Here is a 24430-nt window from a genome sequence, read left to right as displayed (position 1 = left end):
CGCGGCGCGCCGAGCGACTCCCCACGTTCCGCCAGCAGCCTACCCACGGACCAGCTTCAGCACCTCGTCGCGCAGCTCCGACATCCGCTCCGGCGTCGGTGCCTCGACGTTGAGCCGCAGGAGCGGCTCGGTGTTGGAGGCACGCAGGTTCACCCAGCTGCCGTCGCCGAAGGCCACGGTCAGCCCGTCCAGCTCGTCCTGCTCCTCGCCCGAGAAGTGCGCACGCACCTGCGACAGCTTCGCGCTCTGGTCCGCCACCACCGAGTTGATCTCACCCGAGGAGGTGTACCGCTCGAACTGCGCGCCCAGCACCGACAGCGGGCCGTCCTGCTCGCCCAGCGCCGCCAGCACGTGCATCGCGGCCAGCATGCCGGTGTCGGCGCCCCAGAAGTCGCGGAAGTAGTAGTGCGCCGAGTGCTCGCCGCCGAAGACCGCACCGGTGGTCGCCATCTCCGCCTTGATGAAGGAGTGCCCCACCCGCGTACGGACCGGGACGCCGCCGTGTTCGCGCACGATCTCCGGCACCGCCGCCGAGGTGATCAGGTTGTGGATGATCACGGCCCCGGGGTGCTTGGCCAGCTCCCGCGTCGCGACCAGCGCGGTCACCGCCGACGGGGACACCGGTGCGCCCTCGGCGTCGACCACGAAGCAGCGGTCGGCGTCGCCGTCGAAGGCCAGGCCCAGGTCGGCCCCGTGCTCGCGCACCGCCGCCTGCAGGTCCACCAGGTTCGCCGGCTCCAGCGGGTTGGCCTCGTGGTTCGGGAACGAGCCGTCCAGCTCGAAGTACAGCGGCACGATGTCCAGCGGCAGCGCCGGCAGCACCGCGTCGCCGAGCACCGCGGGCACGGTGTACCCGCCCATGCCGTTGCCCGCGTCGACGACCACCTTCAGCGGCCGGATCCCGCTCAGGTCCACCAGCGTGCGCAGGTGCGCCGCGTAGTCGGCCAGCATCTCGCGGGTCTCGAAGTCACCCGCGGGCGCGGGCATCTCGGCGCGCGTGTCCAGCAGCTCCTGCGCCCGCTCGCGGATCGCGGACAGCCCGCTGGCCTGGCCGACCGGCTTGGCCCCGGCGAAGCAGAGTTTGATGCCGTTGTACTGGGCCGGGTTGTGGCTCGCGGTGAACATCGCGCCGGGCAGGCCGAGGATGCCGGACGCGTAGTACAGCAGGTCGGTCGAGCCGAGACCCGCGTTGATCACGTTGATGCCCTCGGCGCGTACGCCGTCGGTGAAGGCCTTGACCAGCGACGGCCCGGAGTCGCGCATGTCGTGCGCGACCACGATGGTTCCGCGGTCCTCCCCCAGCGCCCGCAGCGTCTGCGCGAACGCCCGGCCCAGCGCACCGGCCACCGGCTCGTTCAGCTGGTCCGGCACGGTGCCGCGAACGTCGTAAGCCTTGACGATCTGGGACAGGTCAGACACAACATCTCCTTAAGCCTCAGCAATCTGCTTCACCCTAACCACCGCAAGTTACGTACCCCGCTCGGGCGGACACCGACCCTTTGGATCTTGTGCAGTTCGTGTCGTCCTGGCAACACGAACTGCACAAGATTCACTCAGCCCACCCGGCGGCGCGGAGCGCGGCCCGTAATTGAGTAACGACGCGAGCGGGATCGGAGCGCAGCAACCAGGCCGGAAACCGCAGCACCCGATCCCCCTGCAGCCAGACCTCGTTCTGCCGCAGCATGTCCGCCGCCCAGTGCCGCTCGTCCATGTGGTGGGCGCCGTCGACCTCGACGTGCAGCCGGAACCGGCGCCAGTACGCGTCCAGGTAGCGGTTGCGCCCCGCCGCGTCCTTGCGGCGCTCCTGCAGATCCGGCACCGGCAGTCCGTGCCGCGCGCACAACTTGACCAGGTCGATCTCGCTCAGCGCCGTCGCCCCACCCGCCGCGAGCCGCGCCGTCTCCAGCACCAGTGCCCGGCGCCGGAAGCGCGGCAGCCGCAGCGCCACCTCGGTGATCTCGTCCGGCAGCACCCGCCGCTGCTGGCAGGCGGCCGCCACCAGTGACCGCGCCTCATCGTCGTCCAGCGCCCACCCGGCCGCATCCACCACCGACCGCGCCATCGAGGTACGCTGCGGCCGACCGGCCTGAACGTCCTGCTCCGGCAGCAGCGTGGTGCGATGCACACGCACCGCGGGCATGTCGATCGGAGCGCCGCGCGACGACGGCGCGGCCGCGCGGCGCTGAGCGGGCACCAGTACATCGGTCACCGCACGCCGGAACCTGCCGCGAAGCCCGCCGCACCGCGCGGAGGCCAACCCCGCCAGCACCGCGCCAGGACCGGCGGCCAGCACCGCCGCCCAGTTGGCCTGTTCTTCGGTTATCCCGGCCGTTCCGGCGACCAGCACCCCACGGCTGATCCGCCGCCACCGGCCCGTGCTCAGCAGATGCCGTACCTTGCCCGGGCTGAGCAGCGCCCGCGCCTGCGCGGTGCTGATCACTCCGCGCTGCTCGAACAGGAGCCACTCGATCTCGCCGGCATCAGGCACCGGAACGGATGCCTGCCGCTCCCACCCACCGGCATCGGACCGCAGAGAAGACATCCGCCGACCCCACCACGGATCTTGTGCGGTTGGTGTCGCTGGAGCGACACCAACCGCACAAGATTCACGACTAAAGCTGGAGGCCGGTCAGGACGAGGACGCGGGGGTCGGTGTAGTCGTCCATGGCGCTGCGCAGGCCCTCGCGGCCGGTGCCGGAGCCCTTCACGCCGCCGTACGGCATCTGGTCGGCGCGGAACGACGGCACGTCACCGACGATCACACCACCGACCTGCAGTGTCGCGTGCGCCGTGAACGCCGTCTGCAGGTTGCTGGTGAACACGCCCGCCTGCAGGCCGAACGCCGAGTCGTTGACCGCTGCGAACGCGGCGGTGTCGGAGTCCACCGTGGAGACGACGAGCACCGGACCGAACACCTCGTCACAGGCGACCTTGGCGTCGGCGGGCACGTCGGCCAGCACGGTCGGGGCGTACGTCGCACCGTCACGCGTACCCCCGACCAGCACTTTCGCGCCGGCCGCGACGGCCTCGTCCACCCAGGCCTGCACCCGCTCCGCGGCCGCCTCGCTGATCATCGGCCCGACCTGCGTGTCGGCCGCGGCCGGGTCGCCGGTCTTGAGACCCCGCACCGCCTCGACGAGCTGGGGAACGAATGCCGGAACCTGGTCGCGGTGCACGATCACCCGCTGCACCGCGATGCAGCTCTGCCCGGCCTGGTAGTTGCCGAACAGGGCGATGCGCTGGGCCGCCCAGGCCAGGTCGGCGTAGTCGCCGCAGACCACCGCGGCGGCGTTGCCGCCCAGTTCCAGGGTCACGTGCTTGTGCGGCACCGCGGCCTGGATCGACGCGCCTACCGGGCCGGACCCGGTGAACGAAACGACCGGCAGCCGCGGGTCGGCGACCAGCGCCGCGGCGCGCTCGTTGGGCACCGGCACCACGGAGAACATGCCCGCGGGCAGCTCGGTCTCGGCCAGCAGCTCGCCGAGCAGCAGCGCGGACAGCGGGGTGGCCGGGGCGGGCTTGACGACGATCGGCGCGCCGACCGCGATCGCCGGGGCGACCTTGTGCGCGACCAGGTTCAGCGGGAAGTTGAACGGGCTGATGCCCAGCACCGGGCCCTTGGGGAAGCGCCGCACCACGGCCATCCGCCCGGCCGCGGCCGGGTCGGTGTCCAGGCGCATCAGCTCGCCGGAGAAACGGCGCGCCTCCTCGGCGGCCCAGCGGAACGTCGACACGGCGCGACCCAGCTCGGCCTTGGCCCACATGAGCGGTTTGCCGTTTTCGGCGCTGATGAGCGCGGCGACCTCGTCGCCCCGCTCGGCGAGCCGCCGGCTCACGTGGTCGAGGGCGGCGGCGCGCGCCGCGGCGGGCAGCCGGGCGGCTTCACCGGCCACCTTCGCGGCGGCTGCTACCGCGTTTTCGACCTGCTCAGGCGTAGCGTTGGCGGTCTGACCGACCACGCGCCCGTCGTAGGGACTGCGAACAACAACGAGATCATCACTGGTCTCCGGGGAACCGGCGATCCAGTACGGGGTCCGATCGGCCATATGCCCACCCTAACGCACGGAAACAGTTGCTCAAGACCCTTGCTCGACACGGATTTCGTCGCGAAGATAGCCGTATGCCACCGATGACAGAGAAATTGGCCAACTTTATCAACGGGAAGTACGTAGCTCCGGTGGACGGCGGCTACGCGGATCTCATCGACCCGTGCACCGGGCAGATTCTCGCCGAGACCCCGGTCTCCGGGAAGCAGGACGTCGAGGACGCCATGGCCGCGGCGGCCGCCGCGTTCGAGGTCTGGCGGGACACCACGCCCAGCGAGCGGCAGAAGGCCCTGCTGAAGATCGCGGACGCGGTCGAGGCCCGCGCCGACGAACTGGTCGCCTTGGAGAGCCGCAACACCGGCAAGCCGCTGCACCTGACCGCGAGTGAGGAGCTGCCGCCCGCGATCGACCAGCTCCGCTTCTTCGCCGGCGCCGCCCGGCTGCTGGAGGGCCGCTCGGCCGGCGAGTACATGGCGAACATGACCAGTTACGTGCGCCGCGAGCCGATCGGCGTCTGCGCGCAGGTCACACCCTGGAACTACCCGCTGATGATGGCCGTGTGGAAGTTCGCGCCGGCGATCGCCGCGGGCAACACCGTGGTGCTCAAGCCGTCGGACACCACGCCGATGTCGACCCTGCTGCTGGCCGAGATCGCCGCGGAGTTCCTGCCGCCGGGCGTGCTCAACGTGGTCTGCGGTGACCGCGACACCGGCCGCGCCCTGGTCGCGCACCCGACGCCCGCGCTGGTCTCCATCACCGGTTCCACCCGGGCCGGTTCCGAGGTCGCCGCGTCGGCCGCGCCCGCACTCAAGCGCACCCACCTGGAGCTGGGCGGCAAGGCCCCGGTGATGGTGTTCGACGACGCCGACATCGACGCGGCCGCCGAAGGCATCGCGATCGCCGGGTTCTTCAACGCCGGGCAGGACTGCACCGCGGCGACCCGGGTGCTGGTCACCGAGGGGGCGTACGACGCGTTCGTGGCGGCCCTCACCGAGCAGGCCCGCAACCTCAAGACCGGCGCGCCCGACGACGAGGACGTGCTCTACGGCCCGCTCAACAACGCCAACCAGCTCGCCAAGGTCACCGGCTTCATCGAGCGGCTGCCCGCGCACGCCCGGGTCACCGCCGGCGGCGAGCGCGTCGGCGATCGGGGCTGGTTCTTCGCGCCGACCGTCGTCGCCGACCTGGTCCAGGGCGACGAGATCGTCACCGACGAGGTGTTCGGCCCGGTCATCACCGTGCAGAAGGTCGCCGACGAGGCCGAGGCGCTGCGCTACGCCAACGACTGCCGCTACGGGCTGGCCTCCAGCGTCTGGACCGCCGACCACGGGCGGGCGATGCGGCTGAGCAAGCGGCTGGACTTCGGCTGCGTGTGGGTGAACACCCACATCCCGCTGGTCGCGGAGATGCCGCACGGCGGTTTCAAGCAGTCCGGGTACGGCAAGGACCTGTCCGCGTACGGCCTGGAGGACTACACCCGGGTCAAGCACGTCATGCACAACATCGGAGAATGATCTTGAGTGCCTCCTCTGAGATCCACGCCCGCCGCGTGGACGCGGTGGCCCGCGGCGTCGGCTCGGTGCTGTCCTCCTACGTGGACCGCGCCGGCGGTGGCACGCTGACCGACGTCGACGGGCGGGAGTGGATCGACTTCGCGGCCGGCATCGCCGTCACCAACGTCGGCAACAGCGCCCCCGCGGTCGTCGCGGCGGTACGCGAGCAGGTCGAGCGCTTCACGCACACCTGCTTCATGGTCACCCCGTACGAGTCGTACGTGTCGGTGTGCGAGCAGCTCAACCAGCTGACGCCGGGCGACTTCGCGAAGCGCTCGGCGCTGTTCAACTCCGGCGCGGAGGCGGTGGAGAACGCGGTGAAGATCGCCCGGTACGCCACCGGGCGGTCCGCGGTGATCGTGTTCGAGCACGGCTACCACGGCAGGACGAACCTGACCATGGCGCTGACCGCGAAGAACATGCCGTACAAGCACGGCTTCGGGCCGTTCGCGCCGGAGGTGTACCGGGCGCCCATGTCCTACCCGCTGCGCGACGGCCTGACCGGCGAGCAGGCCGCGGCCCGCGCCATCGACGTGATCACCACGCAGGTCGGCGCGCAGAACGTGGCCGCGATCGTGATCGAGCCGATCCAGGGCGAGGGCGGCTTCGTGGTGCCCTCGCCCGGCTTCCTCCCCGCACTGGCGTCCTGGGCGTCGGCGAACGGGGCGCTGTTCGTCGCCGACGAGATCCAGACCGGCTTCTGCCGTACCGGCGACTGGTTCGCGTCCGAACACGAGCAGGTGGTGCCCGATCTGATCACGACGGCGAAGGGCATCGCGGGTGGCCTGCCGCTGGCCGCCGTGACGGGCCGGGCTGACGTGATGGACGCGGTGCACGTCGGCGGGCTCGGCGGCACGTACGGCGGCAACCCCCTCGCCTGCGCCGCCGCGCTCGCCTCCATCCAGACCATGCGCGATCTGGACCTGAACGCCGCAGCCCGGCGCATCGGCGCGACACTCACCGACCGGCTCACCACGCTCGCCGACAAGTATCCGCAGATCGCGGAGATCCGCGGCCGCGGCGCGATGATCGCCATCGAGCTCAACAAGCCCGGCACCCCGGACCCGGACCCGATCCTCACCGGAGCCGTGAACAAGGCCTGCCACGCCGCCGGCCTGCTGACCCTGACCTGCGGCACCTGGGGCAACGTCTTCCGCTTCCTCCCACCCCTGGTCATCTCCGACACCGACCTCGACCGCGGCCTCACCATCCTCGACCAAGCCTTCGCCACCACCACCTGACCCAAACAAAGGAAGGGCACCTTCTTAACGCTATGCGTTATAGAAGGTGCCCTTATTAACACTGCCCGCGGCTTGACCAGGGCGAAAGCACCGCACGCGGCCCGCCCTTCACCGTGCCACCCGGCACCGGCCGCGCCTGAGTCAGCCCCGGATGTCCGCCCCCAAAGCCCCAGCTCAGCCCCTATGCCGCGTTAAGAAGGGCACCTTCCTCTACCTATAGCGATGTGAAGGTGCCCTTCCTTCTAAAACGGCCAGGTGGTGGACTCGCCGGATTCGATGAGCGGGATCATCGAGAAGGCGGCGTCGGTGAGACCGCCGAAGGTGTAGCGCTTGCCCGCGACGGGCGTGTGGCCGAGGCGGTAGCCGGCCAGGTTCCAGGTGTAGACCGGGACCCGGGCGGGCACCGCCGCTGCCACGTCGGCGCTGCCGTGCCAGTGCGCCTGCTCGTCGGTGAGGATGACGACCCGGTCGTGGCCCGCGTGGTGCTTGCGGACCGCGTGCTCGGTCGACGTCCCGCCGCCGAAGAACCAGCCGCCGTCCTTGAACCGCTGCACGGCCTTGAGCACCGACTCGCCCGGACGCAGGTCGAAGACCTTCGTGTCGTGGGAGAACGACACGACTGTCGCGTCGGCCGCCCGTGCCGCCAGCGCCAGGCCGAACATCGTCGCGGCATCCCAGCAGCGCAGCGAGCCGTCCCGGCTGAAGGTGCTGTTCATCGACCCCGAGGTGTCGACGAGGATCAGCGTGCGCCCGCCCAGCCGGGGCACGTTGCCCAGCGCGAACTGCAGCGCCTTCTCCAGCGGGTACGCCCAGCGCAGGCTCGGCGCCGCGTTGTACGCCGACAGGAAGCGCATCGGCAGCACCCGCGACCGGTCCACCTCGTCCGGGTCGCACAGCTTCGCCGCCACCGCGGCCGCGACCTCGTCGCTCACCCCGGCCTGGTCGAAGTTGCGCAGGTTGCGCAGCAGCGCCAGGTAACCCATGGACGGGATCACCGCGGACCACGCCGCCGCGTCCAGCGGGCCCTGCCGCCAGCCCGCGAGCGCCTCCCACGTCATGCCCGCCGCGGCCAGCGTCTGCGGGTCGAGCACGGCGGCACGCTGCTCGACCGGCAGCGCCATCAACGCGGCACGGGCACGCAGCACGGACAGCGCCTCCGGAATCGGGTTGTCCCGCTGGTGGCGGCGGTCCAGCGCGTGCCGGAACAGCTCCCCCTGGGCCGCGTCGCGCGGGCTCGGGTGGGTCAGCTCCAGCACGTCCGCGAAACGCAGCGCATGGCTGTCCGAGTCGTACTTGAGCAGGCTGCGCTCGTGGTAGAGGCGCACCGCCGCGTCGGCGACACCGCGCTTGACCGGCTTGGGCAGCGCCCGGCCATACGCGGACAGCCAGTACGCGAGGGCCTCGCCGGGCTCGTCGGCCCGCTGCAGCGCCGCGTCCACGATCGCCCGCGAACCGGGGATACCCGCCGCGACCTGGGCCTTCGCACCCTCCAACGCGGCCACCACCGAGGCGCTGCGCAGGTTGGCCCCGAGCCGCAGCCACGGCACGAAGCGCGCGAACCACGCCGGGTCGACGACGGCGACCTTCGCCACCAGCTCACGGAACCGGTTGTCGCGGGCGTCGGCGCGCTCGTAGAAGGTCTGCTCGCCGACCATGTTGGACACGGACAGCAGGAACAGCTCCAGCTTCGGCTCCCGGGCATATCCGGGCGCGCCCTCGGCGGTCACCCCGGCCGAGCGCTTGATCAGCGTCGACAGGTTGAACTTGGCCATGATGTCCCCTCCCCCGGGGGTTTTCGGGCGCGCGAAACCCATCCGGGAGTACGGGAGGGGAGACGCGCCTCCCGAGATCGGACCGGCGGCGGTCTTGCCGGTTTCGAACCGGCTTCACCCAGAGAAGTAACCGCTGCCAACGCACCGGGAGGTGCGGAGATCAATGTAGGCGCGTGACGCCTTGGCGGGCAACGGGTTTGCCGACGGGCCCGCTCGTGCCATCGTGGTCGCCATGTCGGGCATCCGGATCTGGCTCGCCGCCACGGCGAACATCGCCGACCTGGCCCGTCACGCCGTGGGCGAAGTGCTCGACGCCGACCCTCAGGTGATCGGGATCGGCCGCGAGCCCGCCGGCCGACCGTTCGTGGTCGGCATGCCCGGCCTGCACCTGGCGGTCAGCCACACCCCGAACCTGGCGGCCGTTGCCGTCACCGCACTCGGCCCGGTGGGCGTCGACGTCGAGCCGATCCGCCCGCTCCCCGCTTCCGAGCTGGCCCGGCGCTGGTTCTCCGGGTCGGAGGCCGACTGGGTCGCCCGGCACCCTGCGGACTTCCTGCTGCTGTGGACCCTGAAGGAGGCCGTCGGCAAGGCCCTCGGGGTCGGGCTGCGCGGCGACGGCCTGCGCCGCCCGATGCCGCTGCCCCCGGCCGCAACGTTGACCGCGACGGTGTCGGGGCTGCCGTCGATGGTGGTGGCCGCGCGAATCCACGACGGGTTGGCGCTCGGCCTCGCCTGCGACTCGCGGGCGGCACTCGGCGCCCCGGTCGCGATCTCGGTCGTCGCGCCTTTCAGCCCGTCCTGACCCCTTCGCAGTTCGGCCGCGCACCCGCTCCCGTCGCGGCGCTCACCTCGACCGGAGCAACGACGCCCTGGCTGTGCCGCACTTTCCCCGAAACTGCACGATGAAGCCCGGGCTTTCCCGTACTTTCCCCGAAACTGCAGTTCAGGCAGCGGCGGCAAGCGCGGCGGGAGTCAGCGGAACGCGGCACGCCCGAGATCAAGTCGGTGACGGCGTGGTGGTCCCGTCGCCGGGACCTGGTGCTCTGCCCCTGAGCTACCGCCGTCCTGACGGACGGCGAGCGGGATTCGAACCCGCGACCTCCCCGTTATAAGCGGAGTAGCCGTAACCTGCGCACCGGGCGTGCCGTGTTCGTCTTCCGAGATCTATGTCGGCTGCGGAAATGGCCATTGCTCTGCCATCTGAGCTACCGGACCCGAAGGTCCAGGCGGGGCTCGAACCCGCGCCCTATGGATTAAGAAGTATCCGCTGCCTGCGCACCGGGAGACGCAGGTCCAACCTAGATCCGCCCGCCCGCCGCGGCAACGGAATTCCCGCCGGGTACATATACCGCCGCCGACGCCGCGCGGCCCGAGATCGAGGGGGCGACGGAGTCCCGTCTCCGGGAGCACTTCACAGGCCGCACCAGCGGCCTCCATGGTGTATCCGTCACCGGCGCACCGGGCGCGCCGCGTGGACGCCTCCCGAGATCAGAAGTCGGCGGCGGCACAACCTGCTGCTCTGCCAATTGAGCTACCGGACCCGAAGATCCGCGCGGGACTCGAACCCGCAACCTGCAGGGCCAGAAGTATCCGCTGCCTGCGCACCGGGAGGCGCGATGATCACTCTAGGCCCGCGGCGCGGGTGGAGCAACGAACTTCCGGGGCAGCCGCGTGCTCCCTCGGGCACATCCCGCCTGAGCGCGGACATGCCCGAGGGAGCACCGAACGGCTGTCAGGCGGCGATCTCCTCGCGGGCCGCCTGGGTCACCGCCCGAAAGGGCTGCTGGTCACGCATGCCCCAGGGGGAGCCGTACGCCGTCAGCAGGTCCAGGAACGGCACCGGGTCGAGCGCCTCGGGGCCGAGCACCCCGACACCCTTCCACTCGCCCGCGGCCAGCAGCTCCAGCGCGACGACGGGGTTCACCGCGGTCTGCCACACCACCGCCTGGTGGCCGTACTCGCGCATGGACCACTCGTTGTCGACGACGTGGTAGAGGTACATCTCCCTGGGCCGGCCGTCGAGGCCCCTGCCCTTGACCCAGGTGCCGGCGCAGGTCTTGCCCTTCATCCGGGAGCCCAGCGTGGCGGGGTCGGGCAGCTGCGCGGCGAGCACGTCGCGCGGCGAGACCATGACCGCCGACTTGCCGCCGCCGATGGCGATCGGCCTGGTGGAGTCGAGACCGAGCTTGTGCACGGTCTTCAGGATCTCGATGAACTCGGTGCCGAGGCCGTACTTGAAGGTCACCCGCCTGGCGTCGACCCAGCGCGGGATGAGCAGCACCTCCTCGTGCTCCACGTTGACGCACTCGACCGGGCCGATGCCCTCGGGGAAGTCGAACACCTCGGGCTCGCTGAACGGGGCGGTGGTGAACCAGCCGCGCTCGCGTTCCCAGATGATCGGCGGGTTGAGGCACTCCTCGATGGTGGTCCAGATGGAGAACGACGGGGCGAAGTCGAAGCCCTCGACGGTGATGTTGGACCCGTCCCGTACCCCGATCTCGTCGATCTCGGAGAACAGGTGGTCGGCGGCGTACCGGGCGAAGATGTCGGACAGGCCGGGTTCGACGCCGATGCCGACGAGCGCGAGCCGGTCGGCGGCCTCCCAGGCGACGGCCTTGCCGAACTGCTGCTCGCCGAGCACCACACCGGTCTGGGTGTACGGGTCGGTCGGGTGCGGCCGGGACAGCGACATGGCCATGTCGAGATAGTCCGCACCGGCTAGATAGGCCCCGTCGAAGATCGGCATGACGAAGCGGGGGTCGACCGCGTTGAGCACGTGCGTGATGCCGTGCTCGCGGCACAACCGGGCGACGTCTTCGGCCAGCGAGGCATCGAGCCTCGCCGCGACGAACCGGTCGCCGAGCCCGGAGACGGCCCGTTGGGCGCGCTCCAGGGAGTAGTCGGCCACCACCATGAGCTGGAAGAAGTCACGGCGAGCGGCGATGGCGGCTGCTGCACTGCCGACGCCCCCGGCGCCGACCAGCAGGATACGCATAAAAGTCCCTTCAACACGTGGCAACGGATGCCACGAAACGACTTGATTCAGGTGTGTTGCCGGATCCCCGCAGGCCGGGGACGGCGGAACGGAAGCGTCAGGAGTCGAAACCGAGACCGGCATGGTCGAGCGTGCGCAGCCACAGGTTGCGGCGTCCCTGGTGCTCGTCGGCGCGGGCCAGTGACCAGCGGGTCAGCTGGATGCCGAGCGAGCGCAGCGGTTCCGGCGGCAGCGGCCAGGGCTTGGACCGTACGAAGTCCAGCCTGGTGCGTTCCGTGGACTGCCCCGCCAGGTGGTCGAGCATCACCTGCGCGCCGAAGCGGGTCGCGCCCACGCCCAGTCCGGTGTAGCCGGCCGCATAGGCCAGCCGGCCGCCGAAGGCGGTGCCGAAGAAGGCGCAGAAGCGGGTGCAGGTGTCGATCACCCCGCCCCAGCTGTGCGTGAACCGCAGCCCTTCCAGCTGCGGGAACGTGGTGAAGAAGTGCTCGGCCAGCCGGGTGAAGGTGTCCTGGCGCTGTTCGAGGGTCGGCGCGATCCGGTTGCCGAAGTGGTAGATCGCGTCGTACCCGCCGAACAGGATCCGGTTGTCCGCGGTGAGCCGGTAGTAGTGGAACTGGTTCGCCGAATCGCCCAGCCCCTGTCGGTTGCGCCAGCCCAGGTCACCGAGCTGCGCAGCGGTGAGCGGCTCGGTCATCAGGGCGTAGTCGTACACCGGGATCAGGTAGCGCTTGAGCTTGCGCACCAGCGGTCCGAAAGCACTGGTCGCCAGCGCGGCCCGAGCCGCCCGCACCTCGCCGTGCGGCGTGCGCAGCAGCAGGCCGTCGCGGCCGCTGCTCAGCCCGAGCACCGGGCTGCCCTCGTAGATGCGCACACCCAGGGTCAGGCAGGCCTGTCGCAGGCCCCAGGCCAGCTTCGCCGGGTCGACCATGGCCACCCGGTCGCGGTCCCACCAGCCACCCAGGTAGGTGGGTGAGTCGACCTCGGCCCGCACCTGGTCGCGGTCGAACACCTCGGCGCGGTAACCCATGGCACGGGTCAGCTCCGCCGACTCCTGCAGCCAGTCCAGCTGGTACGCGGAGGTGGCCACCTCCAGCTCACCGGTGCGCTCGAAGTCGCAGTCGATGCCGTACCGGCCCAGCGTGTCCTCGATCTGGTCGAGGTTCTCCCGGCCGAGCCGTTCCAGCTCGGTGATCTCGTCCGGGAAGCGGTCGACTCCGTTGGCGAGCCCGTGTGTGAGGCTCGCGGAGCAGAATCCGCCGTTGCGTCCGGAGGCGGCGTGGCCGCACACCCCCGACTCGAGCAGGACCACGTCGGCCGACGGGTCGCGCTCCTTGGCCAGCAGCGCCGTCCACAGGCCGCTGTAGCCGCCCCCGATGACTGCCAGCTGCGCGGTGGTCGCGCTGGTCAGCGGGGGCACGGGTGCCGGCCGGGAGGGCCGGTCCGTCCAGTACGGCGTCGGCGACGTTTCTGACAGCGCCGACGCCCACAGTTTTGATCCTTTGGCCCGCATGAGCCGATCTCCTCCTTCTACTACCGGGAAGCCTGATTTCAGCTTCTTTTTCCCTGTAAATCCCCAGACAAACGAAATGTCTGGGAATACCAAACGGCCGCCGAGCCGGCTCCCCACGAATCAGGCGTGGGGCCGGTCGGCGGCCGTCAGGAGTTCTAGGACGTCGCGGCGCGGCGGGCGGAGCGGCGACGGGTGCGCAGCTGGCCCGCGATGACGAACGCGAACGAGATCAGGAACATCGCGGTGGCGATGGCGTTGACCTGCGGCGGGATGCCGCGCAGGTTCGAGCCCCAGATGAACATGGGGAACGTGGTGTAGTCGCTGGTGCCGGTGACGAAGTTGGTGATGATGAAGTCGTCGAAGCTCAGCGAGAACGCCAGCAGGGCGGCGGCCACGATGCCGGGCAGCACGAGCGGCAGGATGACCAGACGGAACGCCTGCCACGGCGTCGCGTACAGGTCCATCGCCGCCTCCTGCAGCCTCGGGTCGAGCCCGGCCAGCCGTGCCTTCACGGTGACCACTACAAACGATATGCAGAACATGACATGCGCGATCAGGATCGTCAAGAAGCCCATCGGGATCTGCAGCCCTATGAACAGGGTCAACAGCGAGGTGCCCATGACGATTTCCGGGGTGGCCATCGGCAGGAAGATCAGCGTGTTGGTGCTGCCCCGGCCGATGAAGCGGTAGCGAACCAGGGCAAACGAGATCAAAGTGCCCAGGATGGTGGCGATCACCGTCGCGGACAGGCCCACGTAGATGCTGCGCATCAGCGAGTCGCAGATGCCCGCCGCCCCGCACATGTCGGTCCAGTTGTTCCAGGTGAACTGGAACGTGGCGAAGTCCAGCACGTAGGTCGTGTTGCGGCTGGCCGGCTGGTTGAACGACAGCAGCATGACCACGGCGATCGGCACGAACAGGTAGGCCAGCAGCACGAAGCCGAGCAGCAGCACCCACTTCTCGGCGAGCCAGCGCCAGAACCCGTGCATCAGACCACCTCCTCCGTGCCCGCGGTGCTGACGTAGACCGTCACCAGCACCAGGATCGTCACCATCAGCATCACCGACAGCGCGGACGCGATCGGGTAGTCGTTGACCACCAGGAAGCGCGACTGGATCACGCTGCCGATCATCTGCGTGTTCGGCCCGCCCAGCAGCTGCGCGTTGACGTAGTCGCCGGCCGCCGGGATGAACGTGAGCAGTGTGCCCGCGATGAGACCCGGCATGGACAGCGGCAGCGTCACGCGGAAGAAGCTGCGCACCGGCCCGTGGTAGAGGTCGCGGGCCGCCTCCAGCAGCCGCACGTCCAGCTTGTCGAGGCTGGCGTAGAGCGGCAGCACCATGAACGGCAGGAAGTTGTAGACCAGGCCCGCGATCACCGCGAACTCGGTCGCCAGCAGCCGGCCGTCCGGCGCCAGGAGGTGCGCCCACTTCAGGAAGTCGACCACCGGCCCGCTGTCGGACAGGATCGCCTTCCAGGAGTAGGTGCGCACCAGGTAGCTGGTGAAGAACGGTGCGATCACGCCGACCAGCATCAGGTTCTTCCAGCGCCCGCCCTTGATCGCGATGGCGTAGGCGAGCGGGTAGCCCAGCGCCACGCAGACCACCGTGGTGATCAGCGCGTACCACAGCGAGCGCAGGAACTGGACGTGGAACATCTCCCACGCGTCGGCGTAGTTGGAGAACGCCCAGGCGAACGTGTAGCCGGTCTCGACCGAGCCGCTCGGGTCCCACAGGCTCGCCATGACGAGCTGGAACACCGGATACACGAAGAAGACCGCCAGCCACAGCAGGCCGGGGGCGAGCAGGGCGTACGGGATCCACCGCCGCCGCCGCATCCCGGCCGGCGGTTCGACCGGGATCTCGGTGGCGGCGGCGGGCGTGCCCGACGCCGTGGGCAGCAGGGCGGCCACGTCAGCTCCCCACGAGGAACGAGTGCGCGGGCGACCAGTGCACCGCCACCTCGGCCCCGGGCAGCGCCGGGTGCGCGATGCCGGAGTTGGGCACGAACACCGTCAGCTCGCTGCCCCAGGGGGCGCGCACCAGGTACTGCGTGGAGACGCCGGTGAAGGAGGCGTCGGTGACGACGCCCTGCACCGCCGCGTGGCCCGAGGGCACCGCGGCCAGGCCGTCGGCCAGGTGCAGCTTCTCCGGGCGTACGCCGAGCAGGGCCGTGCCGGAGGTGACCCGGCACCGGGCCGACGGCACCGCCAGCCGGTTGCCGTGCGCGTCGACCGTGACGTGGCCGTCGGCCTGCCCGGTCACCTCCGCTTTGATCAGGTTGGACTGGCCGAGGAAGTTGGCCACGAACGCCGAGGCGGGGAACTCGTACATCTCCGCCGGCGCACCCAGCTGCTCGATCCGCCCCGCCTGCATCACCGCGACCGTGTCGGCCATGGTCATGGCCTCCTCCTGGTCGTGCGTGACGTGCACGAAGGTGATGCCGACCTCGGTCTGGATGCGCTTGAGCTCGATCTGCATCTGGCGCCGCAGCTTCAGGTCGAGCGCGCCGAGCGGCTCGTCGAGCAGCAGCACCTCGGGCTGATTGACCAGGGCCCGGGCCAGCGCCACCCGCTGCTGCTGCCCGCCGGACAGCTGCGCCGGGCGGCGCGTGCCGTACTGCCCCAACTGGACCAGGTCGAGCATCTCGGCGACCTTGCGGCGGGTGTCCGCCCTGTTCTCGCCCTTGCGGCGCAGGCCGAACGCCACGTTGTCCGCGACGTTCATGTGCGGGAACAGCGCGTAGCTCTGGAACACCGTGTTGACCGGCCGCTTGTAAGGGCGCATCCGGGTGATGTCCAGCCCGCCGAGCGTGATCCGCCCGGCGGTCGGCTCCTCCAGACCGGCCACCATGCGCAGCGTGGTGGTCTTGCCGCAGCCCGACGCGCCGAGCAGCGCGAAGAACGAGCCGTCCGGAATGGTCAGGGTGAGATCGTCGACGGCGGTGAAGCCGCCGAACGTCTTGGTGACGTTCTCGATGCAGAGGTCCTGGTCGGTCAACCTGTCACGCCCCGATCGCTGCCTGGAACTTGCCCGCGTACTCCTTCTCCTCCGCCTCGGTCAGCGGCTTGAAGATCTTGATCTTCGCCTGCATCGCGGCGTCGGGGAAGATGAGCGGGTTCTGCGCGAGGTCGGGGTCGATCTTGACCATCTCCTCCTGCGCGCCCGCCACCGGGCAGACGTAGTTCACGAACGCGGCCACCTCGGCGGCCACCTTCGGATCGTAGTAGTAGTCGATCAACGCCATCGCGTTCGCCGCGTGCGGCGAGGTGATCGGGATCATCGCGTTGTCCGACCAGAGCATCATGCCCTCGTCCGGGCTGACCAGCTTGATCTTGTCGTTGTCGAAGCCGAGCTGGATCACGTCACCGGACCACGCGATGCAGGCGGCGATGTCGCCCTTGGCCAGATCCTGCACGTAGTCGTTGCCGGTGAAGCGGCGGATCTGCCCCGAGGCCACGGCGGCCTTCAGCTTCTCCAGCGCCACGTCGAAGTCGGCGGTGGTGAAGTTGCCCGGGTCCTTGCCGTCGGACATCAGCATGAAGCCCATGGTGTCGCGCATCTCGGTGAGGCAGGTGACCTTGCCCTTCAGGTCGGGGCGGGTCAGCAGCTCGTCGACGGTGCGCACCTCCTTGGCCACCGCGGTGTTCACGCCGATGCCGGTGAGGCCCGACTGCCACGGCGCGGCGTACTCCATGTTCGGGTCGAACTGGCGGCTGCGCAGCGCCGGGGACAGGTTCTTCAGGAACGTCGCGACCTTGTCGGGGTTGAACTTGGCCGCGAAGCCGTTGCGGATGAACGTGGCCGCCATCCAGTCGGTGAAGACCACGAGATCCCGGTCGATCGGCTGGCAAGCCGCGAGCTGCGTCCGGATCTTGCCGTAGAACTCGCTGTTGTCGTTGATGTCGGCGGTGTAGGACACGTCGAGGCCGGTCTTGGCTTTGAACGCGACCAGCGTCGGGTGGACCTCGGCGTTCTTCTCGTCCTCGTCCATGTAGCCGAGCCAGTTCGAGAATGCGACCTTGCGCTCGGTCGCCGACACGTCGGCCACGGTGCAGAGCGGGCCGGCGGACGGGCCGGCGGTGTTGCCGTTGGTGCCCTTGGTGCCGCAGGCGGCGAGCGCACCGCCGGCCGCCGCGAACGCCCCACCGGCGAGGGCCCCGCGCAGCACGGTCCGGCGCGACGGCATGGCCGCCAGCACTGCCTGGGCCTGCGGGGAGAGTGGTATACGACGAGCCATCGAACGTTCCTTCACTGCCGGAGGGGTGTACAGGCGCAGATATCACTTACTGACTGAAGACGGTGCGGTGCCACGGCTTCGCGGCGACCGCGGTGGTGTCGTACATGACGTGCTTGATCTGGGTGTACTCGTCGAACGAGTACGTGGACATGTCCTTTCCGAAGCCGGAGCGACGGTAACCCCCGTGTGGCATCTCGCTGATGATCGGGATGTGGTCGTTGACCCACACACATCCGGCGCGCAGCTCGCGCGTGCCCCGCAGCGACCGGTGGACGTCCCGTGTCCACACGCTCGCGGCCAGGCCGTACGGCGTGTCGTTGGCCAGTGCCACACCCTCATCATCGGCGTCGAACGGCAGCACGACCAGCACCGGGCCGAAGACCTCGTGCTGGACGATCTCGCTGTCCTGGGCGGCGTCGACGACCAGCGTGGGCGCGTAGTAGGCGCCGTGCGCCAGGCCCTCGGGCACCCGCCCGCCCGCCACGACCTTGGCGCCCGCCGCGCGGGCCCGGTCGACGAAGCCCGCCACCCGGTCGCGCTGGGCGAGGCTGATCAGCGGGCCGATGTCGGTCGCCGGGTCGCGCGGGTCGCCGGGGCGTACGCCCTCGAACAGCTCGGCGACCCGGGCCACGAACCGGTCGTAGAGCGGCCGCTGCACGTAGGCGCGGGTGGCCGCGGTGCAGTCCTGACCGGAGTTGATCAGTGATCCGGCCACCGCGCCCTGCGCCGCGGCCTCCACGTCCGCGTCGTCGAAGACCAGGAACGGGGCCTTGCCGCCCAGCTCCAGGTGCACGCGCTTGACCGCGCCCGCGGCGGTCGCGCCGATCCCCCGGCCGACTGCGGTGGAGCCGGTGAAGCTGACCATGTCCACGTCGGGGTGCGCGACCAGCGCCGCCCCGGCCGTCGGGCCGCGCCCGGTGACCACGTTGACGACACCCGCCGGGATGCCCGCGTCCAGGCAGGCCTGCGCGAACATCACGCTGGTCAGCGGGGTCAGCTCGGCGGGCTTGAGCACGATGGTGTTGCCCGCCGCGATCGCGGGCAGGATCTTCCAGGCCGCCATCTGCAGCGGGTAGTTCCACGGCGAGATCGAACCGACCACGCCGATCGCCTCGCGGCGCACGTAGCTGGTGTGATCGGAGGAGTACTCCCCTGCCGCCTTGCCCTGCAGGTCACGTGCGGCACCCGCGAAGAAGGCGGTGTTGTCGATCGTGCCCGGCACGTCGAACTCGGTCGCCAGGCGCACCGGCTTGCCGGTCTGCGCCACCTCGGCGGCCACGAAGTCCGCGGCCCGCTCGGACAGCAGCGCGGCCAGCCGGTGCAGCGCCCCGGAGCGCTCGCCCGGCGTCGCGCCGGACCAGCCGGGAAAAGCCGCCCGCGCGGCTGCCACGGCCGCTTCCACATCTTCCTGACCAGCGAGTCCGTACTCCGCCACGGTGCTACCGTCGGCGGGGTCGACCACGGCGAAGCGCTCACCCGACGTACCGTCGGCGACCCGGTCACCGATCACGTTCGGCGAAAAGCCGGCCATATCGCCTCCCACTGTCAGATGTTCAACAACCCGTGGCGCGACGATCCTGACATGACGTGCGCCACATGACAAGGGATTCCGTGGCGAATCTGGAGTGGGACTACGGATTCCGGCACCCAATATCGCGACTTGATGACGTTTCCGTTACAAGGGTGGCCGCCAAGTGCCGGAATCGTCTGCCTCGTAGCGATACGATGCGCGGGCCGGATCATCACCCTGCGATCCCCCTCTGCGTACGCCCCAGGAGGCCTCATTGCCGACGCCCGCCGACTCCGCCGCGCCGCGCGGTGTCATCCGCCGCCGCCACCCTCAACTCAACCACGCCAACCACGCGCTACTCGACGACATCGCGAAGCAGATCATCGAGCAGCTGCAGGAGGACGGCCGCAGACCGTACGCGACCATCGGCCGCGCGGTCGGCTTGAGCGAGGCGGCGGTGCGACAGCGCGTGCAGCGGCTCATCGACGCGGGCGTCATGCAGATCGTGGCCGTCACCGACCCCCTCCAGCTGGGGCTGGGCCGCCAGGCGATGATCGGCGTCAAGACCACGGGCAACCTCGAGGGCATCGCCGACCGGATCTCCGAGATCGAGGAGGTCGACTACGTGGTGATCACCGCAGGCTCGTACGACCTCCTGCTGGAGGCGGTCTGCCGCAACGACGACCACCTGCTGGAGATCCTGCACGAGGTGCGCGCCGTGGACGGCGTGATCGGCGCCGAGGTCTTCGTCTACCTCAAACTCCGCAAGCAGACCTACTCCTGGGGCACCGGCTCCGCCTGACCCGCCCATCGGCCACCGCGCTCGCGCCTCGCAGCCCCGTTTTACATAGACGCTGGCCTATTACGTCGAGTTTGATCTACAAATACTCGATGTAATAGGCCAGCGTCTATGTACGGGTGGGTCGGGCGGGTCGGGTCGGCGGGGTCAGACGCCCATGACGGCGGAGAACTTGGCCTGGTACTCCTTCTCCTCGGCTTCGCCGAGCGGGGCGAACGCCTTCACGCCGGCCAGCATGGCGGCGTCGGGGAAGATCAGCTTGTTCTCGGCCAGCTCTGGGTCGATCTTGACCATCTCGTCCTGCGCGCCTGCCACGGGGCAGACGTAGTTGACCCAGGCGGCCAGCTCGGCGGCGACCTTGGGGTCGTAGTAGTGGTCGAGCAGCGTCATCGCGTTGCCCGCGTGGGTCGCGGTCACCGGGATCACCGCCGCGTCCGACCAGATGAGCAGGCCCTCGTCGGGCGATACAAACTTGATCTTGTCGTCGTTGAGACCCAGCTGGAGTGCGTCGCCCGACCACGCGATCGCCGCGGCCACGTCGCCCTTGGCCAGGTCCTGGACGTACTCGTTGCCGGTGAAGCGGCGGATCTGCCCGGACTCGACGGCCTTGCGCAGCTTCTCCAGCGCGGTGTCGAAGTCCTCGGGCGTGAAGGCGGCCGGGTTCTTGCCGATCGACGCGATGAGCAGGCCCATCGTGTCCGGCATCTCCATCGGCACGCTGACCTTGCCCTTGAGGTCGGGCCGGGTGAGCAGCTCGTCGACGGTGCGCACCTCCTTGGCCACCCGGGTGTTGACCGCGAAACCGGTCAGCCCCGACTGCCACGGCACCGCGTAGCGCAGCTCCTGGTCGTACGGGCGGGCCTTCAGCGAGGGCAGCAGGTTGCGGCGGTAGTTGGGGGTCTTGCCCGGGTCGAGTTCCTGCGCGAAGCCGTTGCGGATGAACTTGTTGACCATCCAGTCGGAGAACACCACGATGTCGCGGTCGATCGGCTGGCAGGCCCCGAGCTGCGCACGGATCTTGCCGTAGTACTCGTTGTTGTCGTTGATGTCCTCGGTGTAGGACACCTCGATGCCGGTCCGCGCCTTGAAGGCGGCCAGCGTGGGGTGGCGCTTCTCGTCGTTCTCGTCCACGTCCAGGTACTGCACCCAGTTGCCGAAGGACACCTTGCGCTCACTGGCGGACAGGTCGGTGGCCGTGCAGGCGGGCCGGGTGGACGCGCCGGCCTGGGGCGACATGCCCTTCGGGCTGCAGGCGGTCAGGGCGGCGCCGGTGGCGGCGAGCGCACCGCCGGCCAGGGCGCCGCGCAGCAGACGCCGCCGCGAGGGGGTCGCCGTGGTGGCCGCGAGCAGGGCGCGGGCCGGGGCCGACAGAGGACGAGCGCGCAATCGAGGCACCTTCCGCTGGGCAGGCTGAGAGCCTGGAGGAGTACAGGGTGACCCGCAATTCTGCCCAAATCACCCCGCTGTCCGCCCGCTGAGGTGCGGCAGCTCACAAACCACCCGGGGCGCGCGTTACCACCCCAACGGTGTCGGCCAGGTTGCCGACGCACTACGAAATCCGTAGCCGTCGTGCGAAAATACCACTGAGAGGGTTGCTGTATCTCGACGACGTATGCGATAACCGTAGGCAACGCCGCAACGTACCGATGAGTGAGGCCTCACGATGGGCAAGGAAACCGACCACCTCTGGATGCACTTCACCCGCATGGGCGCCTACCGCGAGGGCAGCGTGCCGACGATCGTCCGCGGCGAGGGCACCTACGTCTGGGACAGCAACGGCAAGCGGTATCTCGACGGCCTTGCCGGCCTGTTCACCGTCAACGCGGGCCACGGCCGCGCCGAGCTGGCCGACGCGGCCGCCAAGCAGGCGCACGAGCTGGCCTACTTCCCCCTGTGGTCGTACGCCCACCCGAAGGCGATCGAGCTCGCGGACCGCATCGCCGAGCTGACCCCCGGCGACCTCAACCGCGTCTTCTTCACCACCGGCGGCTCCGAGGCCGTGGAGAGCGCGTGGAAGCTCGCCCGCTCCTACTTCAAGAAGGTCGGCCAGCCGCTGCGCCACAAGGTCGTCAGCCGCTACCTCGCCTACCACGGCACCTCGATGGGCGCGCTGTCCATCACCGGCGTCCCGGCGTTCCGCGCCGAGTTCGAGCCGCTGGTGCCCGGCGGCATCAAGGTGCCGAACACGAACTTCTACCGCGCCCCCGAGCACGGCGACGACTACGAGGCGTTCGGCGTGTGGGCGGCCGAGGAGATCGCCCGGGCCATCGAGCGCGAAGGACCCGAGACGGTCGCCGCGGTGTTCCTGGAGCCGGTGCAGAACGCGGGCGGCTGCTTCCCCGCCCCGCCCGGCTACTTCCAGCGGGTACGCGAGATCTGCGACCGCTACGGCGTGCTGCTCGTGTCCGACGAGGTCATCTGCTCCTGGGGGCGGCTCGGCGAGTACTTCGGCGCCCAGTACTACGGCTACCAGCCCGACATCATCACCACCGCCAAGGGCATGACCTCGGGATACTCCCCGCTCGGCGCGATGATCGCCAGCGACCGGCTGATCGAGCCGTTCCTGGCCGACGGGCAGATGTTCGCCCACGGCATCACGTTCGGCGGCCACCCGGTCAGCTGCGCGGTCGGTCTGGCCAACCTGGACCTGTTCGAGCGCGAGGGCCTGATCGGCCACGTGCGTGAGAACGCGCCCGCGTTCCGGGCCACCCTGGAGAAGCTGTACGACCTGCCGATCGTCGGCGACGTACGCGGCGAGGGCTACTTCTACGGCATCGAGCTGGTCAAGGACAGGACCACCCGGGAGACGTTCAACGCCGAGGAGTCCGAGCGGCTGATCCGCGGCTTCCTGTCCGGGGCCCTGTTCGAGGCCGGGCTGTACTGCCGCGCCGACGACCGGGGCGACCCGGTCATCCAGCTCTCCCCCGCGCTGACCGCGACCCAGCAGCAGTTCGACGAGATCGAGCAGATCCTGCGCGACGTGCTGACCCGGGCGTCGTCACTGCTGTGACCTCCCTGTGGTTCGACACCGCGGGCGGAGCCGTCGCGCCCCGCCCGCGCCTGCCTGGCGACCTCGACGTCGACGTGGCGATCGTCGGCGCGGGCTACACCGGCCTGTGGACGGCGTACTACCTGCGCCAGGCCGACCCCAGGCTGCGGATCGCGATCGTCGAGGCCGAGCAGACCGGGTTCGGCGCGTCCGGCCGCAACGGCGGCTGGTGCTCCGGGCTGCTGCCCACCCCGCTGCCGAAGCTGGAGAAGCTGCACGGGCGCGCCGCTGCGGTCGCCTTCCAGCAGGCGATGATCGACACGGTCGACGAGGTCGGCCGGGTCGCCGCCGCCGAGGGCATCGACTGCCACTGGGACAAGGGCGGCACGCTGGGCCTGGCCCGTTCCGAGGCGCAGTGGCGCGGGGCGCGCGCGGAGGCGGAGCGGGCCGCGTCGTACGGGTTCGAACTGCGGCTGCTCGACCGCGCCGCGGCACGGGAGCGCTGCGGCGCGACCGAGGTGCGCGGGGCCACCTGGTCCCCGCACTGCGCGGCGCTGCACCCGCTGCGACTGGTACGCGGGCTGGCCGAGGCCGTCGAGCGGCGCGGCGCCACGATCTACGAGCAGACCCGGGTGCTGGAACTCTCGCCCGGCCACGTGCGCACCGGCCACGGCACCGTACGCGCCGCCGTAGTCGTCCGGGCCACCGAGGGCTACACGCCCGGCCTGCCCGGCCACCGGCGCGCCGTGGTGCCGATCTACTCCCTGATGGTCGCGACCGAGCCGCTGCCGCAGTCCTTCTGGGACACGGCGGGACTGGCCCGGCGGGAGACCTTCACCGACCACCGCCGACTGGTCATCTACGGCCAGCGGACCGCCGACGACCGGTTCGCGTTCGGCGGGCGGGGCGCGCCGTACCACTTCGGCTCGGCGGTGCGCCCGTCCTTCGACAGCGAACCCTCGGTGCACCTGGCCCTCCGGAACACGCTGGTCGAACTCTTCCCCACGCTGGACGACGCGAAGGTCACGCACGCCTGGGGCGGCCCGCTCGGCATCGCCCGGGACTGGCATCCGTCGGTCGGCCTCGACCGGTCCACCGGCCTGGCCTGGGCGGGCGGCTACGTGGGCGACGGCGTCGCCGCTGCCAACCTCGCCGGCCGTACCCTCGCCGATCTCATCACCGGCACCGAGTCCACGCTGACGGTCCTGCCCTGGGTCAACCACCGCTCCCCCCGCTGGGAACCCGAACCCCTGCGCTGGCTCGGCATCAACACCGCCCTCCACGCCGTCGCCACCCTCGACCGCTTGCAAGGAAGGGCACCTTCTTAACGCTCCGCGTTATAGAAGGTGCCCTTATTAACGCTTCCCGGCAGCTGACCTGGGCATACGTCCGCTGCCGGCACCTGACGTGCGCATCCGCCGACAGTAGGCGTCACCCCACGTACGCATCCGCCGACTGTAGGCGTCACCTGACGTGCGCATCCGCCGACGGCTTCGCGCCTCCGCACCGACGGCGCCCGCCAGGTCGCGCAGCCTCTTGCCGACTGCGTTGAGGTCGGCGTCGCTGTCACCAACCAACCGGGCGGAGTTGACGTCGTCCCGGCCGCGTGCCGTGGCCTGGCGTGATGCAGTTTCGGGGAAACTGCGCGAAAGCCACCCCGGATTCCCGCAGTTCCCCGAAACTGCAGAGCGACCACGCGGACGTCCGCCCTGCTGGACGGCCTCGAGATGTTAAGAAGGTGCCCTTCCTCTACGCATAGCGATGGGAAGGTGCCCT

The 24430-nt window shown here is 70.1% G+C and carries 18 protein-coding genes; 6 read left to right on the top strand and 12 right to left on the bottom strand.

Annotated features, from left to right (window positions below; translation table 11 throughout):
- Positions 1 to 39: 39 nt before the first annotated feature.
- From FLL47_RS19640 to FLL47_RS19630, 3 genes are all read right to left on the bottom strand, one after another.
- Positions 40 to 1419 carry a phosphomannomutase/phosphoglucomutase gene (locus FLL47_RS19640; RefSeq protein WP_144121965.1) on the bottom strand — a complete coding sequence of 460 codons (1380 nt, stop codon included), beginning with the start codon at positions 1417 to 1419 and terminating at the stop codon, positions 40 to 42.
- 130 nt (positions 1420 to 1549) lie between these two features.
- Positions 1550 to 2488: a DUF559 domain-containing protein gene (locus tag FLL47_RS19635; RefSeq protein WP_246158244.1), complete on the bottom strand. Its 939-nt coding sequence runs from the start codon at positions 2486 to 2488 to the stop codon at positions 1550 to 1552.
- Positions 2489 to 2612: 124 nt separating this feature from the next.
- The gene (locus tag FLL47_RS19630) at positions 2613 to 4046 is read right to left on the bottom strand and encodes an aldehyde dehydrogenase family protein (protein WP_144121963.1); all 1434 of its coding nucleotides are present in this window, start codon (positions 4044 to 4046) and stop codon (positions 2613 to 2615) included.
- A gap of 83 nt (positions 4047 to 4129) precedes the next feature.
- Between FLL47_RS19630 and FLL47_RS19625 the strand changes: the two genes are divergently transcribed.
- Entirely contained in the window at positions 4130 to 5560 is a 1431-nt protein-coding gene (locus tag FLL47_RS19625; protein WP_144121962.1) for a gamma-aminobutyraldehyde dehydrogenase, read from the top strand.
- Positions 5557 to 6840 (top strand): 4-aminobutyrate--2-oxoglutarate transaminase, encoded by a 1284-nt coding sequence (gene gabT / locus FLL47_RS19620; RefSeq protein WP_425457726.1) that lies wholly within the window; start codon positions 5557 to 5559, stop codon positions 6838 to 6840. The genes FLL47_RS19625 and gabT overlap by 4 nt, the downstream gene beginning before the upstream one ends.
- 242 nt (positions 6841 to 7082) lie before the next feature.
- Here the strand turns inward: gabT and FLL47_RS19615 are convergent, their stop codons facing one another.
- On the bottom strand, positions 7083 to 8612 hold the full coding sequence (locus tag FLL47_RS19615; protein WP_144121960.1) for a TROVE domain-containing protein: 1530 nt from the start codon (positions 8610 to 8612) through the stop codon (positions 7083 to 7085).
- A gap of 232 nt (positions 8613 to 8844) precedes the next feature.
- On the opposite strand from FLL47_RS19615, the gene FLL47_RS19610 reads away from it, so the two are divergent.
- Complete coding sequence (locus FLL47_RS19610; RefSeq protein WP_144121959.1) at positions 8845 to 9414, top strand: 4'-phosphopantetheinyl transferase family protein; 570 nt, start codon at positions 8845 to 8847, stop codon at positions 9412 to 9414.
- A 930-nt stretch (positions 9415 to 10344) separates the two neighbouring features.
- Here FLL47_RS19610 and FLL47_RS19605 read toward each other — a convergent pair.
- From FLL47_RS19605 to FLL47_RS19575, 7 genes are all read right to left on the bottom strand, one after another.
- On the bottom strand, positions 10345 to 11607 hold the full coding sequence (locus FLL47_RS19605; RefSeq protein WP_144121958.1) for a saccharopine dehydrogenase family protein: 1263 nt from the start codon (positions 11605 to 11607) through the stop codon (positions 10345 to 10347).
- Between the two features lie 97 nt (positions 11608 to 11704).
- Complete coding sequence (locus FLL47_RS19600; protein ID WP_144121957.1) at positions 11705 to 13117, bottom strand: NAD(P)/FAD-dependent oxidoreductase; 1413 nt, start codon at positions 13115 to 13117, stop codon at positions 11705 to 11707.
- A 155-nt stretch (positions 13118 to 13272) separates the two neighbouring features.
- On the bottom strand, positions 13273 to 14106 hold the full coding sequence (locus tag FLL47_RS19595) for an ABC transporter permease (protein WP_144121956.1): 834 nt from the start codon (positions 14104 to 14106) through the stop codon (positions 13273 to 13275).
- Positions 14106 to 15029 carry an ABC transporter permease gene (locus FLL47_RS19590; protein WP_342780336.1) on the bottom strand — a complete coding sequence of 308 codons (924 nt, stop codon included), beginning with the start codon at positions 15027 to 15029 and terminating at the stop codon, positions 14106 to 14108. The genes FLL47_RS19595 and FLL47_RS19590 overlap by 1 nt, the downstream gene beginning before the upstream one ends.
- 1 nt (position 15030) lies before the next feature.
- Positions 15031 to 16116 (bottom strand): ABC transporter ATP-binding protein, encoded by a 1086-nt coding sequence (locus FLL47_RS19585; protein WP_144121955.1) that lies wholly within the window; start codon positions 16114 to 16116, stop codon positions 15031 to 15033.
- A 4-nt stretch (positions 16117 to 16120) separates the two neighbouring features.
- On the bottom strand, positions 16121 to 17356 hold the full coding sequence (locus FLL47_RS19580; RefSeq protein ID WP_144121954.1) for a polyamine ABC transporter substrate-binding protein: 1236 nt from the start codon (positions 17354 to 17356) through the stop codon (positions 16121 to 16123).
- Between the two features lie 46 nt (positions 17357 to 17402).
- Positions 17403 to 18887, bottom strand: a complete 1485-nt coding sequence (locus FLL47_RS19575; protein WP_144121953.1) for a gamma-aminobutyraldehyde dehydrogenase — start codon at positions 18885 to 18887, stop codon at positions 17403 to 17405.
- A gap of 292 nt (positions 18888 to 19179) precedes the next feature.
- On the opposite strand from FLL47_RS19575, the gene FLL47_RS19570 reads away from it, so the two are divergent.
- Positions 19180 to 19668 carry an Lrp/AsnC family transcriptional regulator gene (locus FLL47_RS19570; protein WP_144122069.1) on the top strand — a complete coding sequence of 163 codons (489 nt, stop codon included), beginning with the start codon at positions 19180 to 19182 and terminating at the stop codon, positions 19666 to 19668.
- A 144-nt stretch (positions 19669 to 19812) separates the two neighbouring features.
- Here FLL47_RS19570 and FLL47_RS19565 read toward each other — a convergent pair whose 3' ends face one another.
- Positions 19813 to 21051, bottom strand: coding sequence for an ABC transporter substrate-binding protein (locus FLL47_RS19565; protein WP_246158240.1), 1239 nt, complete (start codon positions 21049 to 21051; stop codon positions 19813 to 19815).
- Positions 21052 to 21328: 277 nt separating this feature from the next.
- On the opposite strand from FLL47_RS19565, the gene FLL47_RS19560 reads away from it, so the two are divergent.
- Positions 21329 to 22675, top strand: coding sequence for an aspartate aminotransferase family protein (locus tag FLL47_RS19560; protein WP_144121952.1), 1347 nt, complete (start codon positions 21329 to 21331; stop codon positions 22673 to 22675).
- Entirely contained in the window at positions 22672 to 23982 is a 1311-nt protein-coding gene (locus FLL47_RS19555) for an NAD(P)/FAD-dependent oxidoreductase (RefSeq protein WP_144121951.1), read from the top strand. The genes FLL47_RS19560 and FLL47_RS19555 overlap by 4 nt, the downstream gene beginning before the upstream one ends.
- Positions 23983 to 24430: the final 448 nt, after the last annotated feature.

It is taken from the genome of Catellatospora sichuanensis, assembly GCF_007483665.1.
Taxonomy (GTDB): domain Bacteria; phylum Actinomycetota; class Actinomycetes; order Mycobacteriales; family Micromonosporaceae; genus Catellatospora; species Catellatospora sichuanensis.
Note: the sequence above shows the minus strand (reverse complement) of the source record. Positions and strands in the feature narration are given on the sequence as shown.